Annotated in this window: 11 protein-coding genes; 7 read left to right on the forward strand and 4 right to left on the reverse strand. The window is 30.8% G+C overall.

Going from position 1 to position 18,001, the window contains the following annotated elements; translation table 4 throughout:
• Positions 1–65: 65 nt before the first annotated feature.
• The 3 genes from gyrA to rplK all read right to left on the reverse strand — a co-directional run bounded on the left by gyrA (position 66) and on the right by rplK (position 4,261).
• Positions 66–2,741 carry a DNA gyrase subunit A gene (gyrA, locus tag EXC48_RS03075; RefSeq protein WP_129720717.1) on the reverse strand — a complete coding sequence of 892 codons (2,676 nt, stop codon included), beginning with the start codon at positions 2,739–2,741 and terminating at the stop codon, positions 66–68.
• Positions 2,742–2,972: 231 nt separating this feature from the next.
• The gene (rplA, locus tag EXC48_RS03080; protein WP_129720718.1) at positions 2,973–3,668 is read right to left on the reverse strand and encodes a 50S ribosomal protein L1; all 696 of its coding nucleotides are present in this window, start codon (positions 3,666–3,668) and stop codon (positions 2,973–2,975) included.
• The gene (gene rplK, locus EXC48_RS03085; protein WP_129720719.1) at positions 3,668–4,261 is read right to left on the reverse strand and encodes a 50S ribosomal protein L11; all 594 of its coding nucleotides are present in this window, start codon (positions 4,259–4,261) and stop codon (positions 3,668–3,670) included. Before rplK ends, rplA begins: the two co-directional genes overlap by 1 nt.
• 266 nt (positions 4,262–4,527) lie before the next feature.
• On the opposite strand from rplK, the gene EXC48_RS03090 reads away from it, so the two are divergent.
• The 4 genes from EXC48_RS03090 (at position 4,528) to era (ending at position 6,821) form a co-directional block, all read left to right on the forward strand.
• Entirely contained in the window at positions 4,528–4,968 is a 441-nt protein-coding gene (locus tag EXC48_RS03090) for a hypothetical protein (protein ID WP_129720720.1), read from the forward strand.
• Positions 4,969–5,075: 107 nt separating this feature from the next.
• Entirely contained in the window at positions 5,076–5,549 is a 474-nt protein-coding gene (gene ybeY / locus EXC48_RS03095) for an rRNA maturation RNase YbeY (RefSeq protein WP_410174238.1), read from the forward strand.
• 1 nt (position 5,550) lies between these two features.
• Positions 5,551–5,943 (forward strand): cytidine deaminase, encoded by a 393-nt coding sequence (gene cdd, locus EXC48_RS03100; RefSeq protein WP_129720722.1) that lies wholly within the window; start codon positions 5,551–5,553, stop codon positions 5,941–5,943.
• Positions 5,943–6,821, forward strand: coding sequence for a GTPase Era (gene era / locus EXC48_RS03105; protein WP_129720723.1), 879 nt, complete (start codon positions 5,943–5,945; stop codon positions 6,819–6,821). The genes cdd and era overlap by 1 nt, the downstream gene beginning before the upstream one ends.
• Before the next feature lie 114 nt (positions 6,822–6,935).
• On the opposite strand, the gene EXC48_RS03110 is transcribed toward era, so the two are convergent.
• Positions 6,936–8,693 carry an MIP family Ig-specific serine endopeptidase gene (locus EXC48_RS03110; RefSeq protein ID WP_129720724.1) on the reverse strand — a complete coding sequence of 586 codons (1,758 nt, stop codon included), beginning with the start codon at positions 8,691–8,693 and terminating at the stop codon, positions 6,936–6,938.
• A 476-nt stretch (positions 8,694–9,169) separates the two neighbouring features.
• Between EXC48_RS03110 and EXC48_RS04895 the strand changes: the two genes are divergently transcribed.
• From EXC48_RS04895 to EXC48_RS03165, 3 genes are all read left to right on the forward strand, one after another.
• Positions 9,170–12,484: a DUF4116 domain-containing protein gene (locus EXC48_RS04895; RefSeq protein WP_223216319.1), complete on the forward strand. Its 3,315-nt coding sequence runs from the start codon at positions 9,170–9,172 to the stop codon at positions 12,482–12,484.
• A gap of 218 nt (positions 12,485–12,702) precedes the next feature.
• Entirely contained in the window at positions 12,703–14,898 is a 2,196-nt protein-coding gene (locus EXC48_RS04740) for a DUF4116 domain-containing protein (protein WP_220100389.1), read from the forward strand.
• A 217-nt stretch (positions 14,899–15,115) separates the two neighbouring features.
• Positions 15,116–17,800 carry a DUF4116 domain-containing protein gene (locus EXC48_RS03165; RefSeq protein ID WP_129720725.1) on the forward strand — a complete coding sequence of 895 codons (2,685 nt, stop codon included), beginning with the start codon at positions 15,116–15,118 and terminating at the stop codon, positions 17,798–17,800.
• The last annotated feature ends 201 nt before the right edge of the window (positions 17,801–18,001 follow it).

An 18,001-nucleotide genomic window follows, 5' to 3' on the forward strand; every position in this document is an offset into this window, starting at 1 on the left:
ATTATAAATTAATGATTAAAAATTTTTAAAACCAAACTAAAAAATATTCTAGTTTGGTTTTAAAATTAATTTTCTATTATATTTGTTGACTCTTGAATTTCAGTTTTTATCACTTCTACTGCAACAATAACATCATTTTCTTTAAGGTTAATAATCTTGACACCTTTAGTATTTCTTGATGTTTCGCTTATTTGATTTATTTTTAATCTAATTGTTGTTCCGCTTGAAGTGATGATTAATAATTCATCACTTAAGTTAACAAATGAAGCAAATATTAAATTTCCAGCTTTTTCTGGATTAATTCCAGAAATCCCTTTTGCTCCACGTTTAGATAAACGATATTCTGATTCATCAGTTATCTTTCCAAATCCTTTAGTTCCTAATGATAAAACTAAATTTCCATCTTTGTTTGAAGAAGCATTAATTACATATTGATCATCAATAAGTTTTATAGCTTTAACACCCATTGCATTTCTTCCAAGCGATCTAACTGAATCAATATTAAACAATGCAATATTCTTATAATTATTAGCAACTAAAATATTATCACCATCTGCTGCAATAAACGCTCTAACAAGTTGATCATTTTCTTGGAGTTTAAAAGCCAATAAACCATTACGTCTTACATTACTGAATAATGATAAAGGAGTTTTTTTGAAAATACCTTTTTTGGTAATTGTAGCTAAATATAAATTATCCTCAAAACTACCTGCATCAATTATTGAAATAATTTTTTCGCCAGCTTCAACATTTAAAGTGTCAATAATATTAATAAATGGTACACCCTTGCTCTGTTTTGAACCTTCTGGAATTTGATATCCCCTTAATGCATAAGCTTTACCAATATTTGAGAATAAAAGTAAATCAGTATGAGTTGATGCTTTAATTATCATTGAAATATCATCATCATCATATGTTTTCATACTAATGCTTCCAACACCACCACGATTTTGCGTGTTATATTCATCTAAATTAATTCTTTTTACATATCCATTAACTGAACAAGTGATAATAATTTCGCTTTGCGGAATTAAATCTTCATCATTGATTTTTCCAATACCAAAATAATCAATTTGTGTTCTTCTTTGATCCGCATATTTTTCTTTAATTGTGGTTAATTCAGAAATTATTAATTCAATTAATTTTTCTTCAGAAGCTAAAATCTCCTTATAACCTTTAATTTCAACATATAAAGCATTAATTTCTTCGACCATCTTTTCGAAATTAAGACCAGTTAAACGACGAAGATTCATATCAAGAATTGCTTTTGTTTGTCTTTCAGTTAAATTAAATCTTTCAGCTAATCTCTCTTGGGCAATTTGATCGGTTTTAGAACTTTTAATAATCGCAACAACCTCATCAATATTTTGAACTGCAATTTTTAAACCTTCTAAAATATGAACTTTTTCTTCTGCCTTATTTAAATCATATTTAAGTCGACGAGTCACAACTTCTTTTTGATGATCTAAATAAACACTAAGACCTTGCTTTAAATTTAAAGTTTTTGGTTCTCCATTAACAAGAGCTACAATGTTTGAACTGTAAGAAACTTGTAAGTATGATTTTTGGAATAATTGGTTTAAAATAATGTGTGGATTAAAGCCTTTTTTAATAACTAAAACAATTCTAATACCATTGAGATTAGTTTCATCTCTAATATCAGAAATACCTTCAATAACCTTCTCTTTTACTAAATCTACAATTTTTTGAACAATTGTGCTTGTTTTTACTGCATAAGGTATTTCAGTAACAATGATTCTTGATTTTCCATTTGGGTTTTCAATAATTTCGGTTTTAGAACGAACTATAATGCTTCCCCGTCCTGTCTCATAAGTATCTAAAATACCTTTTGACCCGAGTATAATTCCACCAGTTGGAAAATCTGGTCCTTTAACATGCTGCATTAATTCATGAGTTGTTATATCATTATTTTTAGCCAAGGCAATTGTCGCATCTATAATTTCACCTAAATTATGTGGTGGTATTTCTGTAGCCATACCGACCGCAATACCAGAAGCTCCAGTTACAAATAAATTCGGAAATCTAGCTGGTAAAACAATTGGTTCTTTTTCAGTAGCGTCATAATTATCAACAAAATCAACAGTATCTTTTTTAATACTTTCTAATAGCTCACCAGATAATTTAGTCATTCTAGCTTCTGTATAACGCATAGCAGCAGCCTGATCCCCATCAATGGAACCAAAATTACCATGACCATCAACAAGAGGGTAACGCATAGAAAAATCTTGCGCCATACGTACCATTGCATCATAAACAGAAGTATCACCATGTGGATGATATTTACCTAATACATCCCCGACGATACGAGCTGACTTTCTGTGTTGTGAACTAGCTGTAATACCTAATTCAAACATATCATATAAAATTCTTCTATGAACAGGTTTTAAACCATCACGAGCATCTGGCAAAGCTCTTGATACAATAACACTCATCGCATATTCTAAAAATGAAGTTTTCATTTCTGTGTCTAAAACAACCGGACTCAAACCTTCGATCGGTTCATCAATTAATTGTGATTCTACTTGATATTCTTCATTATTTTGAGGAGCAATTTCTTCTTCATCATCAGTTTCTATTGCTTCAGGTCGTTTTTTGAAAATCATTCGACTTTCATCATCATAATCTATCTCGTCATCAACAATAATTTTTGGTTTATTGTTTTGGTCTTCATTTTCATTATTTTTTTTCTTTTCATCATCGAAATTAAAATTTTTAGACATATTAAACTCCATATAAATTTTCCATAATAATTATTATAATTATATCACAAAGTGATATAAACCTAAGTTATACCATAGCTCAATCGAGTTTATTTTTTTATAAGGATCATAAATTATCTAATATGTATATTTAAAAATCCACTTATTTTTAATATATAAACAATTTCATAAATAAAATATAAAAAATGACAAATTGTTCAAATACAATTCATCATTTTAATGATTTTAAAATTATTTTTCAATTTTAATTTTAACGCTTGGACCCATAGAAGCTGAAACTGTTAAATTAAGCATATACGCACCTTTTACTGCTGCTGGTTTTAATTTCTTAATTAAGTTAATAAGAACCTTAGCATTTTCCACAAGTGCTTGTGTTGTCATTGATTTTTTACCTATCAATGAATGCACGATACCTGCTTTATCTGTACGATAATTTGCTTTACCTTTTTTAAGTTCTTCAACTGCTTTTTCTGGTGTAGGAGTAACTGTACCGGTTTTAGGATTTGGCATTAAACCCTTTGGCCCAAGTTTTTTTCCATATTTACCAAGCAATGGCATCATTGTTGGATCAGCAACCATTACATCAAAATCAAATTCATCTTCTTTAATTTTTTGTTCTAGTGCAGGCCCATCAACAACAATATCAGCTCCTGCGTCTTTTGATAACTTAGCTTTTTCTACATTATTTGTAGCGACCAAAACTCTGATTGATTTACCTGTTCCATTTGGTAACAACACTGCACCACGTAATTGCTGATCAGCTTTACGAACATCAAGATTCAAGTTAAATGCTAAATCAATTGATGCATCAAATTTTGCATATGAAGTTTTTTTAGCTAATTCAATCGCTTCTTCAAGTTCATAAGCAATTGTTCTGTCGAATGATTCACGAGCATTTTTAAGGTTTTTTGATAAACGTTTCGCCATTATTCTTCTCCTTCATTAGCTTTTTTCTCATCACTATGAGTTGTTACTTCTATGCTTTGACCTTTTGTTTCAACTAAGTTAGCTGAATCAGCTTCAAGCGCAGCTGCTTTAGCACTTGCCAATGCTTCAGCTTTTGCTGCTGCTTTAGCTGCTGCTTTAGCTTTAAAAATATCATCATATCCTTCAACTAAAACACCCATTTGTTTCGCTGTTCCAGCAACAATTGCCATAGCAGCATCAACATCTTTTGTGTTTAAATCTGGTAATTTATATTCAGCAATTTCTCTTAATTGTTCTTTTGTAATTGTAGCTACAATTGTAGTTTTAGCATTTTTTGATCCAGATTGAATTTTTGCCGCTTGTTTAATTTTGTATGAAGCTGGTGAAGTAAAAAGTTTAAATTCAAAAGTTTTATCTTTATAAACTGTAATTTGTACAGGAACTGGTTCATCACCTCTATCTCTTGTTGCATCATTAAATGCCTTTGTAAATTCAGGCATATTAACACCAACACCAGCTAATGCCGGACCTGGTTTTGCTTTCCCAGCAGGGAATTGCAATTTAGCAACACGTTGTATTTCTTTTTTTGCCATTTATGTTTTATCCTTTCGATATTGTGGTCTAGCGATATAAGATATCTCCCACTAGTAGAGGCAATAATATAAATATATTGCTTTTTTATTATATTAAAAAATCATTTTTTAAAAAACAAAAACATTTTATTTTTAAACGCTGTTTTATACATTTAATTATCATTATAAACTTTTAGTTGTTTGATCAAGATTTTTAAAAAAATGCTTTTTTTTTTTTTTGTATAAATAAAAGCAAAAATTACATTAAATAAGAGTAGAAGTCTTAAATGAACAAAGACAAACAAATTAAAGATCTAAAAAATATATCAATTACTAACATAGTTTTATTATTAATAAATATTCTTTCTCTAATTATATTTTCAATTGTATTAGGTTATTATGGAGCAAAACTTATATTTGGTACTAGTAATATTGATGTATTAAATGCTATTTATAATATATCATTGGCAGAAACTATTATTTTATTTACTATTAAAGTGGCTGCATTTATATTAGCAATTATAAGTACAATAAAAGCTAGTGCAATTGCTAAAGAAAATGAAAAAATTAAGTTATTTGGTTTATGTTTATCGTTTGCAATTGTGGAGGGAATATCTCTACTATTATTTTGAATCCCGGTAGCAGGTATTTTCATCGGGGTCATTGCTCCATTTATACTAGGAATTGTAGTTTATTCAATAGCAATACATAAGACAAAAGAATATTAACAAATCTATTTTAAATACCAAAATGATATTCAGTTAAGCTGAATATTTTTAATACTTTATTATGCTTATTTAAGGTAAGTTAGTAAAAAATAATATATAATAAATGTATGAAAAAATATCTTGTAAATATTAATATCCAAAACAAAATAAAAGCTCCTGAATATTTTATTAATGAATTAAATCAAATTGTCCAAAACTTCGCAAACTATTTCGAATATGATACTAAAAAAGAAATACTTTTGGATGTATCAATCGTATCAAGAAATGAAATAAAACTTTTAAATAAACAATATCGCAACAAAGATTATATTACTGATATTCTATCATTTGATTTTGGTGATAAAGAATTGTATAATAAATTACCAATTATACATCTTGGTGAACTTATTATATGCTGAGATAGAGTTAAGCGTCAAGCAACTAAGTTTAATCATTCAATTAAAAGAGAATTTTGTTACTTATTTACACATGGTTTAATACATTTACAAGGTTATGATCATGAGATTGAAAATGAACGAATTATAATGAATAATATTGTTGATGAAATTTTTAATCCACTAGGTATTAAAAGAAAGGACTAAAATGAAATTTGAAACATTACAAGAATTATTAGAAAAGGCTTACGCACCTTATTCTAATTTTCCTGTTGCTGCAATTGCAATTGATGAAAATGGAAAAGAGTACTATGGGGTTAATGTAGAAAATGCTGCTTATCCATCTGGATTATGCGCTGAAAGAAGTGCTTTATTTGGTTCAGTTGCGTACGGCGGACCAATAGGTAAATTTAAAGAGATTCATATCATTTCTAAAAAAGATGATGAAATTAGCCCATGCGCTGGATGCAGACAAGTTATGACTGAATTTATGCCAATGGATGCATTAGTTTATCAATATTCAAATGATGGTAAAAAAGTTAGAATTAATAAATTAATTGAACTAGTTCCATATCCAATTCATATGAAAGATATTAAATAATGAAAATATGCTTTGCTAGTATTTTAGGTAGGCCAAATGTTGGAAAAAGTAGTTTAATCAATGCGATCATTGGTTATAATGTCGCCATCGTTACTGATACAGCTCAAACAACTAGAGATCAAATCACTGGAATTTATACAGAGGATGATTTTCAATTAATTTTCATAGATACTCCTGGAATTCATAAACCAGAAAATAAATTAGGAGAATCATTAAACAAATCAGCCTATGATGCAATTAAAAATGTAGATGTATTATTATTTTTAACACCAGCTGATGAAAAAATTGGGCCTGGTGATAAAATGATTTTAGAGAAAATTTCCAATCATTCACATAAAATAGCAGTTATTTCAAAAGTTTCTAAAATCAAAGGAAACCCTCAAACAATGACTCAAAAAATCCAGGAATTATCTAAATATAGTTTTGAACATATTGTTTCAACAGATGTAAATAATTTAAATTCAATTTATTCTTTAATTGATTTAATAAAAGATAATTATTCATATGAAGGTCAAGCGCAATATGATGAAGATTATGTCACAGATAAAACAATAAGATTTCTAGCAAAAGAAATAATTCGTGAATCAGCAATTAATGCCCTATATGATGAACTGCCACATTCAATAGCTGTTGAAGTTGTTGAATTTAACGAAAACGATCCAGAACACACAATAATCGATGGAATCATTTATGTTAAAAAGGACTCTCAAAAAGGAATGGTAATTGGTAAAAACGCTTCCAAGATTAAAGAGATTGGTAAAATTGCTAGAATCAAAATTATGCAACAATTACAAACAAAAGTTACTTTAACACTCAAAGTTAAAGTTGCAAAAAAGTGAAATAATGATCCTGAATCATTATCAAGATTCGGATACTAATTCTTAAAATACAAACTAAAATCTGTGTTTAACTTTTTCAACCTAGAACAAAAAAGAAGTATTTAAATAAAATCTCAATACTTCTTTTTTGTTTTTTAAGTTTTTTTTAAAATATTATATTCCTGATTCAAATAATGCAGTTTTACTAAAATCTTTAAAGAAATCGTCTTGCTGAGCTAAAACTTTAAGATTTTGTCTATAAGATTTTTCTTGATGAGGATATAAAGTTTTATCACTTGCATCAATTAAATTATGCTCTGGACCATAAAAAGGATCATTAGAATTTTGAACTAAAAAGGTAAATGCACCTCAATTTGAGGTATCTTTTATATCATTAGTTTTTGATGAAATAGAAGAATATATGCCTACAGGCATACCAAATTCATTAATTGCAAGTGATCCGCTTGCTCCATAATATAAACTACTATTTTGCACTTGTCCTTGTACTCCAATACCATATGATATGGTTTTCTCATCTAACAAGTTATTAACTTCTGCGCTATTAAGAAAACTTCTTCTTGTAAAAGCAGTGTCTTGAATCTTTGTTCCTTTAGGATAATTTTTTCAAAAATATTGATTATTTGCATTATCGTTATCTGAAGGAAAACCTGCTATATAGATTCTTTTTGCGTTAGGACTTAGGATATCCTTTTTATTGTTAAAATCTTTATATTGGTCTTTGTGACTATAAATTGAATAATAGTCATAAGAAATATAAGGTATTTTTAATTTGTCATGGTTAGGGTATTGTTTTGATGAAAATAGTGTCACATCATTTTTGATGCTATTAATTCCGTTTTTAATATGATCTAATAACTTCTTTAGGTTTTGGTCTGTTTGAGCCTGCCTTGTAAGTTCACCAAATTTAACTTTTATTGCAAAAACAGCAAAGTCTTTTCCGATCCTTTGAATTCCATCAAAATCAGGTTGGTAATTTGAATGTTTTTTTAATAGATCCTCATTTGTTTTTTTATCAAAAAAATCAGTTGCCACAAAAACTGTCTTGGGGTTAGAAAATATTTGCTCACCAACTAGTTTTATATCTTTTAATCCATCCAGATATTTTTGGTCTTTTGAATTTATAAAATAACTAACAATATTTTGATTGCCTTCATGTCTTCCTGATTCAATTTGCTCTAAATTAGGTTCTTTCAAAGGAATTCCTAAACCAAACGAAGCAACCTTAGCACCCTTTTGTTCTTTATTAGTGAAATACTCCGGAAATATATTTCTTAATTTATCATCTAATGTATTATAAGCATATTTGTAAACATGAGCGTTTGTAGCTATGTATAACATTAATTCATCAGAATTTTCAACTCCATTTTTTCAAGCATAATCCAATACTCAACCAGTACCAGTTGATAAAAAAGAAATTTCATCATTATTTCTTACACCATTTTCAATATTTTGAGTAACAACATTAAATGAAATTGCAAAAGAGCGATCAAATATTTTCTTATATGCATCGATTTGGTTTATTTCTAATTCTGGTTTACTAATTGCATGTTCAGGTTTTTGAAATCCTGGAAAAGTCGGTGGAAGTAAAGGAAAATTAGGCAAATGCTGTATAGTGTCACTATTATTTAAAGTACTTATTGGATCTTTTTGTTTTGATTGATCTTGTATAGTATTTTCTAAAACAGAAGGTGATGTAGTCTCTGTTTTTGTTTCATTAGAGCTTTCATTAGGTTCTTTATTAGGACGAAGATTTTGATTTAGGTTTTCATCTGTTTGCATAGGTTTTTTTATTTGCTCATCAATATTATTTGAATTACCTTTTTTGTTATTACCATTAGCACTATTTGAAATACATGATGTAGAAAAAGCAACTAATGTTAATGATAAACCAAGTAATAATTTCTTTTTCATATGATTCCTTATATTTTATGTTTATTTAATACCAATTTTATAGTTTTACCAATAATTTTATTACCTAAAATATTTTCATTTTATCTAGTATAACTATAACAGCATTTTTATATCATATAAAATATACCAAGATTTTTAAAAAATGTAATTTAATAGTTTCTTATTATTTTAAAGGATTTTGTAATTATAAAAACTTAAAAAATTCATCAAAATTCATAATATTTTCATATTATTCACTAGTTTAAAATAATCATTTTTATTTTCTAAAACATAACACAAAACTCTGAACCTTTATAAGTTCAGAGTTTTGTGTTCATACCAAATTAAATAATAAGTAAATAAAATTTCTACTTTTAGTAGTTTGATATATCAAGAATTTAAAAACCGCTTTTTTTTTTTTTTTTTTTGCAAAAATATAAGTGATAAATACATTTTATTTTATTATAAAAAAATAATATAAATTCATAAGAAAGGAAATGATGAATAAAATTAAAAAAGTTTTAGTACTTAGTTCACTAAGTGCTATATTGCCTTTTACAATTGTTTCTTGTACAAATGGAACAAATGATGGTAATGAACAAAAAAATAATCCTAATAAAAATAAAATAAAACCAGAAAATAAAGAAATTCAAAATGCTCAAGATAAAAATAAAAACATTAATGGGCAAAAATCTAGTGATACACCAAGTGCCGACACAAAATTAAAAAAAGATGAAAAATTAAATGATAAAACTAATAATATAAATAACAACAAACAAGAAGATGATATTGATATTATTGATTCAAAGAAATTAGATGAAAAAACAATAAAATTAATTGAAAATCAATATTTAGATCTTATTGAAAATAAAGTAATAAGTGAAAGTTTTTTTATTAATTCTTCAGTTGAAGTTATAAAAAAGTTAAATGTTAAAAATTATAAAAAATTTGTGCTTGAGGCGGTGAAGCAGGATCGTGAAGTGTTGAAGTATGCTTCAGAGGAGATGAAAAAAGAGTTCGGTAAAAATAGAGATATAATGCTTGAGGCGGTGAAACGGGATGGTAGTGCGTTGTATTATGCTTCAGAAGAGTTGAAAAAGGATAAAGAAGTAGTGCTTGAGGCGGTGAAGCAGGATTATCGTGCGTTGAGTTATGCCTCGAAAGAGTTGGAAAATGATAAAGATATTGTGCTTGAGGCGTTTAAGTGGTATGGCGGTGGGTTGCAGTTTGCTTCAGAAGAGTTGATGAAAAAAGAGTTCGGGAAAAATAAAAATATAATGCTTGAGGTAGTGAAGCGGGATGGTTGAGCGTTACAGTTTGCTTCAGATGAGCTTAAAAGAGATAGAGAAGTAGTGCTTGAGGCGGTGAAGCAGGATGGTAGTGCGTTGGAGTATGCTTCAGAGGAGATGAAAAAAGAGTTCGGTAAAAATAGAGATATAATGCTTGAGGCGGTGAAACGGGATGGTAGTGCGTTGTATTATGCTTCAGAAGAGTTGAAAAAGGATAAAGAAGTAGTGCTTGAGGCGGTGAAACGGGATTATCGTGCGTTGGAGTATGCTTCAGATGAGCTGAAAAAGGATAAAGCAGTAGGGCTTGAGGCTGTGAAGCAGAATGGTCTTGCGTTGCAGTTTGCTTCAGAGATGTTGAAAAAGGATAAAGAAATAGTGCTTGAGGCAGTAAAGCGAAATGGTTATGCGTTGGAGTATGCTTCAGATGAGCTGAAAAAGGATAAAGAAGTAGTGCTTGAGGCTGTGAAGCAGAATGGTCTTGCGTTGCAGTTTGCTTCAGATGAGCTGAAAAAGGATAAAGAAGTAGTGCTTGAGGCGGTGAAGCAGGATCGTGAAGTGTTGAAGTATGCTTCAAAAGAGTTGAGGGGTGATAGAAAATTTATGTTGGAGGCGGCGAAGCAGAATGGTTATACGTTGCTGTTTGCTTCAGAGGAATTAAAAAAGGATAAAGCGCTTGTGCTTGAGGCGGTGAAGCAGGCTGGTGGTGCGTTACAGTATGCTTCAAAAGAGTTGTGAAGTGATAAAGATGTTGTGCTTGAGACGGTGAAGCAGGATGGTTGAGCGTTGGGGTATGCTTCAGATGAGTTGAAAAAGGATAAAGCACTTGTGCTTGAGGCGGTGAAGCGGGCTGGTGGTGCGTTGCAGTCTGCTTCAGATGAGCTGAAAAAGGATAAAGAAGTAGTGCTTGAGGCGGCAAAGCGAGATGGTGATGCGTTGCTATTTGCTTCAGAGGAGTTGAAAAAGGATAAAGAAGTAGTGCTTGAGGCGGTAAAGCGAAATGGTTATGCGTTGGAGTATGCTTCAGATGAGCTGAAAAAGGATAAAGAAGTAGTGCTTGAGGCGGTGAAGGAGCGTTATAGTTCGTTGCAATTTGCTTCGCAAGAGTTGTGAAAAGATAAAGATGTTGTGCTTGAGACGGTGAAGCAGGATGGTCGTGCATTGGAGTATACTTCGAAAGAGTTGAAAAATGATAAAGATGTTGTGCTTGAGGCAGTGAAGCAGAATGGTCTTGCGTTGCAGTTTGCTTCAGAGATGTTGAAAAAGGATAAAGAAATAGTGCTTGAGGCGGTAAAGCGAAATGGTTATGCGTTGGAGTATGCTTCAGATGAGCTGAAAAAGGATAAAGAAGTAGTGCTTGAGGCGGTGAAGCGGGCTGGTGGTGCGTTGCAGTCTGCTTCAGATGAGCTGAAAAAGGATAAAGAAGTAGTGCTTGAGGCGGTGAAGCAGGATCGTGAAGTGTTGAAGTATGCTTCAAAAGAGTTGTGAAGTGATAAAGATGTTGCACTTGAGGCGGTGAAGCAGAATGGTTATGCGTTGCAGTTTGCTTCAGAGGAGTTAAAAAAAGAGTTCGGGAAAAATAAAAATATAATGCTTGAGGCAGTGAAGCGGGATGGTAGTGCGTTGGAGTATGCTTCAGATGAGCTGAAAAAGGATAAAGAAGTAGTGCTTGAGGCGGTGAAGCAGGATGGTTGAGCGTTGGGGTATGCTTCAGATGAGTTGAAAAAGGATAAAGAAGTAGTGCTTGAGGCGGTGAAGCAGGATTATCGTGCGTTGAGTTATGCCTCGAAAGAGTTGGAAAATGATAAAGATATTGTGCTTGAGGCGTTTAAGTGGTATGGCGGTGGGTTGCAGTTTGCTTCAGAAGAGTTGATGAAAAAAGAGTTCGGGAAAAATAAAAATATAATGCTTGAGGTAGTGAAGCGGGATGGTTGAGCGTTACAGTTTGCTTCAGATGAGCTTAAAAGAGATAGAGAAGTAGTGCTTGAGGCGGTGAAGCGGGATGGTAGTGCGTTGGAGTATGCTTCAGATGAGCTGAGGGGTGATAGAAAATTTATGCTAGAGGCGGCAAAGCGAGATGGTGATGCGTTGCTGTTTGCTTCAGAGGAGTTGAAAAAGGATAAAGCATTTATATCTGAAATTATAAAAATTAATCCATATATTATTCTTTACTCATATGAAGTCTTTGACTTTAGCTATATTTCGAATATAAGTGAATACAAAGAAAAAAATCAAAATACAATCAATTTATCAAATCTGCTTAAAAAAGCAGTACCACATACTCTAAGTGGAACTTACAAATACAAAGACCTTAAAAACCTAATAGATAAATCTAATGAAGATAAACAAAACCTAATAAGTATTTTAGTAAAAGAACCTGATTTACTAAAATATATTCCGTATGAATTTTCAAATGATAAAGAATTTATTAGTTTAATTGCTAAACAAAATAAAGATATTATAAAATTTACTTCTAGAAGACTTCAATATGATGAAGAATTTATTAATAGTATCAAAAATAACTAATTATTTTTAAAACATAACACAAAACTCTGAATCTTTATAGGTTCAGAGTTTTGTGTTCATACTAAATTAAATAATAAGTAAATAAAATTTCTACTTTTAGTAGTTTGATGTATCAAGAATTTAAAAACCGCTTTTTTTTTTTTTTTTTTGCAAAAATATAAGAGATAAATACATTTTATTTTATTATAAAAAAATAATATAAATTCATAAGAAAGGAAATGATGAATAAAATTAAAAAAGTTTTAGTACTTAGTTCACTAAGTGCTATATTGCCTTTTACAATTGTTTCTTGTACAAATGAAACAAATAATGGTAATGGCCGAAAACCTAGTGATACATCAAATAACAACACAAAATTAAAAAAAGATGAAAAACTAAATGATGAAGGTAAAGGTAATAATGTAAAAAACAACAAACAAGAACCAGAAAATAAAGAAATTCAAAATGCTCAAGATAAAAATAAAAACATTAATGGGCAAAAACCTAGTGATACAACAAGTGCCAACACAAAATTAAAAAAAGATGAAAAATTAAATGATAAAGCTAATAATATAAATAACAACAAACAAAAAGATAATGTTGATATTATTGATTCAACGAAATTAGATGAAAAAACAATAAAATCAATTGAAAATCAATATTTAGATCTTATTGAAAATAAAGCAATAAGTAATAAAGAATATTTTTTTATTTCTTCATCACTTAAAGTTATAAAAAAGTTAAATGTTAAAAATTATAAAAAATTTGTGCTTGAGGCGTTTAAGCAGGACGGTTATGCGTTGGAGTTTGCTTCAGAAGAGTTAAAAAAAGAGTTTGGGAAAAATAGAGATATAATGCTTGAGGCGGTGAAGCAGGATGGTAATGCATTGAGGTTTGCTTCGAAAGAGTTGCAAAATGATAGAGAAGTAGTGCTTGAGGCGGTGAAGCAGGATGGTGGTGTGTTGGTGTATGCTTCAGAAGAGTTGCGAAATGATAAAGAATTTTTGCTTGAGGCGGTGAAACAGAATGGTGATGCGTTGAGGGATGCTTCATATAACTTGAGATATGAGTTGATAGAAAAGATAGAAAAGTCAAGAAAAGAAAAAGAATTATGAAAAGATAGAAAATTTGTGCTTGAGGCAGAAAAGTGGAATGATGGTCGTGCGTTGCATTATGCTTCAGAGGAGTTGAAAAAAGATAAAGCATTTGTGCTTGAAGTGTTGAAGCGGGGTTATGATGCGTTGGAGTATGCTTCGAAAGAGTTAAGGGAAGAAAGAGCATTTGTGTTTGAGGTGGTGAAGCAGAATGGTTATGCGTTAAGATATGCTTCAGAGGAGTTAAAAAAAGATAGAGAAGTAGTGCTTGAGGCGGTAAAGCGGCATGGTGGAGCGTTGCAGTATGCTTCAGATGAGTTAAAAAAGGATAAAGCATTTGTGCTTGAGGCGGTAAAGCAGAATGGTCGTGCGTTGGAGTATGCTTCAGATGAGTTAAAAAAGGATAAAGCATTTGTGCTTGAGGCGGTGAAGCAGGATGGTGATGCGTTACAGTATGCTTCAGATGAGTTGCAAAATGATAAAGATGTTGTGCTTGAGGCGGTAAAGCAGAATGGTGGAGCGTTGCAGCATGCTTCGAAAGAGTTGAGAGAAGAGTTTGGGAAAAATAGAGATATAATGCTTGAGGCGGTGAAGCGAAATGGTTTTGCGTTGCAGTTTGCTTCAGAAGAGTTGAAAAAGGATAGAGAAGTAGTGCTTGAGGGGGTGAAGCAGGATGGTTTTGTGTTAAGATATGCTTCACAGGAGTTGAAAAAAGATAGAGAAATAGTGCTTGAGGCGGTGAAGCGGAATGGTTATGCATTGCAGTTTGCTTCAGAGGAGTTGAAAAAGGATAAAGCAGTAGGGCTTGAGACGGTGATGCAGGATTATAATGCGTTGGAGGTTGTTTCAGAGGAGTTGAAAAAGGATAGAGAATTTATATCTGAAATTATAAAAATTAATCCATATATTATTTTTTCTTTTATTGATGGACCAGGAAAAATTCAATTAGATAACTCATTACTTAATATTCTTTACTCATATGAAACCTTAAACTTTATTGACTTTAACTATATTGCAAATATAAGTAAAGATAAAAAAGAAAATCAAAACACATTCAATTTATCAAATCTTCTTAAAAAAGCAGCAGCACATACTATAGGTAGAAGAACTTACAAATACAAAGACCTTAAAAACTTAATAGATAATTCTAATGAAGATAAACAAAACCTAATAAGTATTTTAGTAAAAGAACCTGATTTACTAAAATATATTCCATATCAATTTTCAAATGATAAAGAATTTATTAGTTTAATTGCTAAACAAAATAAAGATATTATAAAATTTGCTTCTAGAATACTTCAATATGATGAAGAATTTATTAATAGTATCAAAAATAACTAATTATTTTAAAATGTAACACAAAACTCTGAATCTTATATAGGTTCAGAGTTTTGTGTTCATACTAAATTAAATAATAAGTAAATAAAATTTCTACTTTTAGTAGTTTGATGTATCAAGAATTTAAAAACCGCTTTTTTTTTTTTTTTTGCAAAAATATAAGAGATAAAATACATTTTATTTTATTATAAAAAAATAATATAAATTCATAAGAAAGGAAATGATGAATAAAATTAAAAAAGTTTTAGTACTTAGTTCACTAAGTGCTATATTGCCTTTTACAATTGTTTCTTGTACAAATGAAACAAATGATGGTAATGATCAAAAAAATAATTCTGATAAAGGTAAAATAAAACTAGAAAATAAAGAAATTGAAAATGCTCAAGATAAAAATAAAAACATTAATGATCAAAAATCTAGTAATACATCAAATGCCGACACAAAATTAAAAAAAGATGAAAAATTAAATGATAAAGCTAATAATATAAATAACAACAAACAAGAAGATAATGTTGATATTATTAATTCAAAGAAATTAGATGAAAAAACAATAAAATCAATTGAAAATCAATATTTAGATCTTATAGAAAATAAAGCAATAAGTGATACAGGGGGTTTCACTTTTTCAAGATTTAATTTTATTGAATCATCACTTGAAGTTATAAAAAAGTTAGATGTTAAAAATTATAAAAAATTTGTGCTTGAGGTGGTGAAACAGCATAAATGAGTGTTGAACCATACTTTGAATCCGAAAGAGTTGTGAAGCGATAGAAAATTTGTGCTTGAGGCGGTGAAACAGGTTGGTGGAGCGTTGGAGTATGCTTCAGAGGAGTTGAAAAAGGATAAAGATGTTGTGCTTGAGGCGGTGAAGCAGAATGGTGATGTGTTAAGATATGCTTCAGATGAACTGAAAAAGGATAAAGCGCTTGTGCTTGAGGCGGTGAAGCAGAATGGTCGTGCATTGGAGTATGCTTCGAAAGAGTTGTGAAATGATAAAGAATTTGTGTTTGAGGCGGTGAAGCGGGATAGTCGTGCGTTGGAGTATGCTTCAGATGAGTTGAGAGGTGATAGAAAATTTATGCTGGAGGTGGTGAAACAGTATGGTGGAGCGTTGGAGTTTGCTTCGAAAGAGTTAAAAAAAGATAGAAAAATTGTGCTGGAGGCGGTGAAGCGAGATGATTATGCGTTGAAGTATGCTTCAGAGGAGTTGCAAAATGATAAAGCAGTAGTGCTTGAGGCGGTGAAGCGGAATGGTATTGCATTGTGATTTGCTTCAGAGGAGTTGAAAAGGGATAAAACGGTAGCGCTTGAGGCGGTGAAGCAGAATTATCGTGCATTGGAGTATGCTCCATATGAGCTGAAAAAGGATAAAGAATTTATGCTTGAGGCGGTGAAACAGTATGGTGGAGCGTTGAGTTTTGCTTCAGAAGAGTTAAAAAAAGAGTTTGGGAAAAATAAAAATATAATGCTTGAGGCGGTGAAACAATATGGTGGAGCGTTGGAGTTTGCTTCAGAAGAGTTGAAAAAGGATAGAAAAATTGTGCTGGAGGCGGTGAAACACGGTGGTTTTGCATTGTTGGAGGGTTTTCTAAATCATGGCCTTGCGTTGGAGTTTGCTTCAGATGAGCTTAAAAGAGATAGAAAAATAGTGCTTGAGGCGGTGAAACGGTATGGTGGAGCGTTGGAGTTTGCTTCGAAAGAGTTAAAAAGGGACAAAACAGTAGTGCTTGAGGCGGTGAAGCAGGATTATCGTGCGTTGGAGTATGCTTCAGAGGAGTTGTGAAGAGATAAAGATGTTGTGCTTGAGGCGGTGAAGCGGAATGGTTTTGCGTTGAGGGATGCTTCAGATGAGATGAAAAAAGAGTTTGGGAAAAATAGAGATATAATGCTTGAGGCGGTGAAGCAGGATTATCGTGCGTTGGAGTATGCTTCAGAGGAGTTGAAAAAGGATAAAGCATTTATGCTTGATGCGGTGAAACGAAATGGTAGAACCTTACAGTTTGCTTCAGAGGAGTTGAAAAAGGATAAAACATTTGTGCTTGAGGCGGTGAAGTGGAATGGTGGAGCGTTGAGTTTTGCTTCAGAAGAGTTAAAAGAAGAGTTTGGGAAAAATAGAGATATAATACTTGAGGCGGTGAAGCAGAATGGCGATGTGTTAAGATATGCTTCAGATGAACTGAAAAAGGATAAAGATGTTGTGCTTCAGGCAGTGAAGCAGGATGGTCATGCATTGGAGTTTGCTTCAGAGGAGTTGAAAAAGGATAAAGATGTTGTGCTTGAGGCGATGAAGCGAGATAGTGATATCTTTAGGTTTGTCTCAGAAAAGTTGAGAGAAGAACTTGGGAAAAATAGAGATATAATGCTTGAGGCGGTGAAGCAGGATTATCGTGCGTTGGAGTATGCTTCAGAGGAGTTGAAAAAGGATAAAGAATTTATATCTAAAATTATAAAAATTAATCCATATATTATTCTTTCTTTTATTAATGATATTCATAGACCAGGAAAAATTCAATTAGATAGCTCATTACTTAATATTCTTTACTCATATAAAACCTTAAACTTTATTGACTTTAACTATACTGCGAATATAAGTGAATATAAAGAGAAAAATCAAAACAAAATAAATTTATCAAATCTGCTTGAAAAAGTAATACCACATACTCCGGGTGGAACTTACAAATACAAAGACCTTAAAAACCTAATAGGTAAATCTAATGAAGATAAACAAAACCTAATAAGCATTTTAGTAAAAGAACCTGATTTACTAAAATATATTCCATATCAATTTTCAAATGATAAAGAATTTATTAGTTTAATCGCTAAACAAAATAAAGATATTATAAAATTTACTTCTAGAAGACTTCAATATGATGAAGAATTTATTAATAGTATCAAAAATAACTAATTATTTTAAAATGTAACACAAAACTCTGAATCTTATATAGGTTCAGAGTTTTGTGTTCATACTAAATTAAATAATAAGTAAATAAAATTTCTACTTTTAGTAGTTTGATGTATCAAGAATTTAAAAACCGCTTTTTTTTTTTTTTTTTTGCAAAAATATAAGAGATAAAATACATTTTATTTTATTATAAAAAAATAATAT

The sequence above is a fragment of the Mycoplasmopsis cynos genome, from assembly GCF_900660545.1.
Classification (GTDB): domain Bacteria; phylum Bacillota_I; class Bacilli_A; order Mycoplasmatales; family Metamycoplasmataceae; genus Mycoplasmopsis; species Mycoplasmopsis cynos.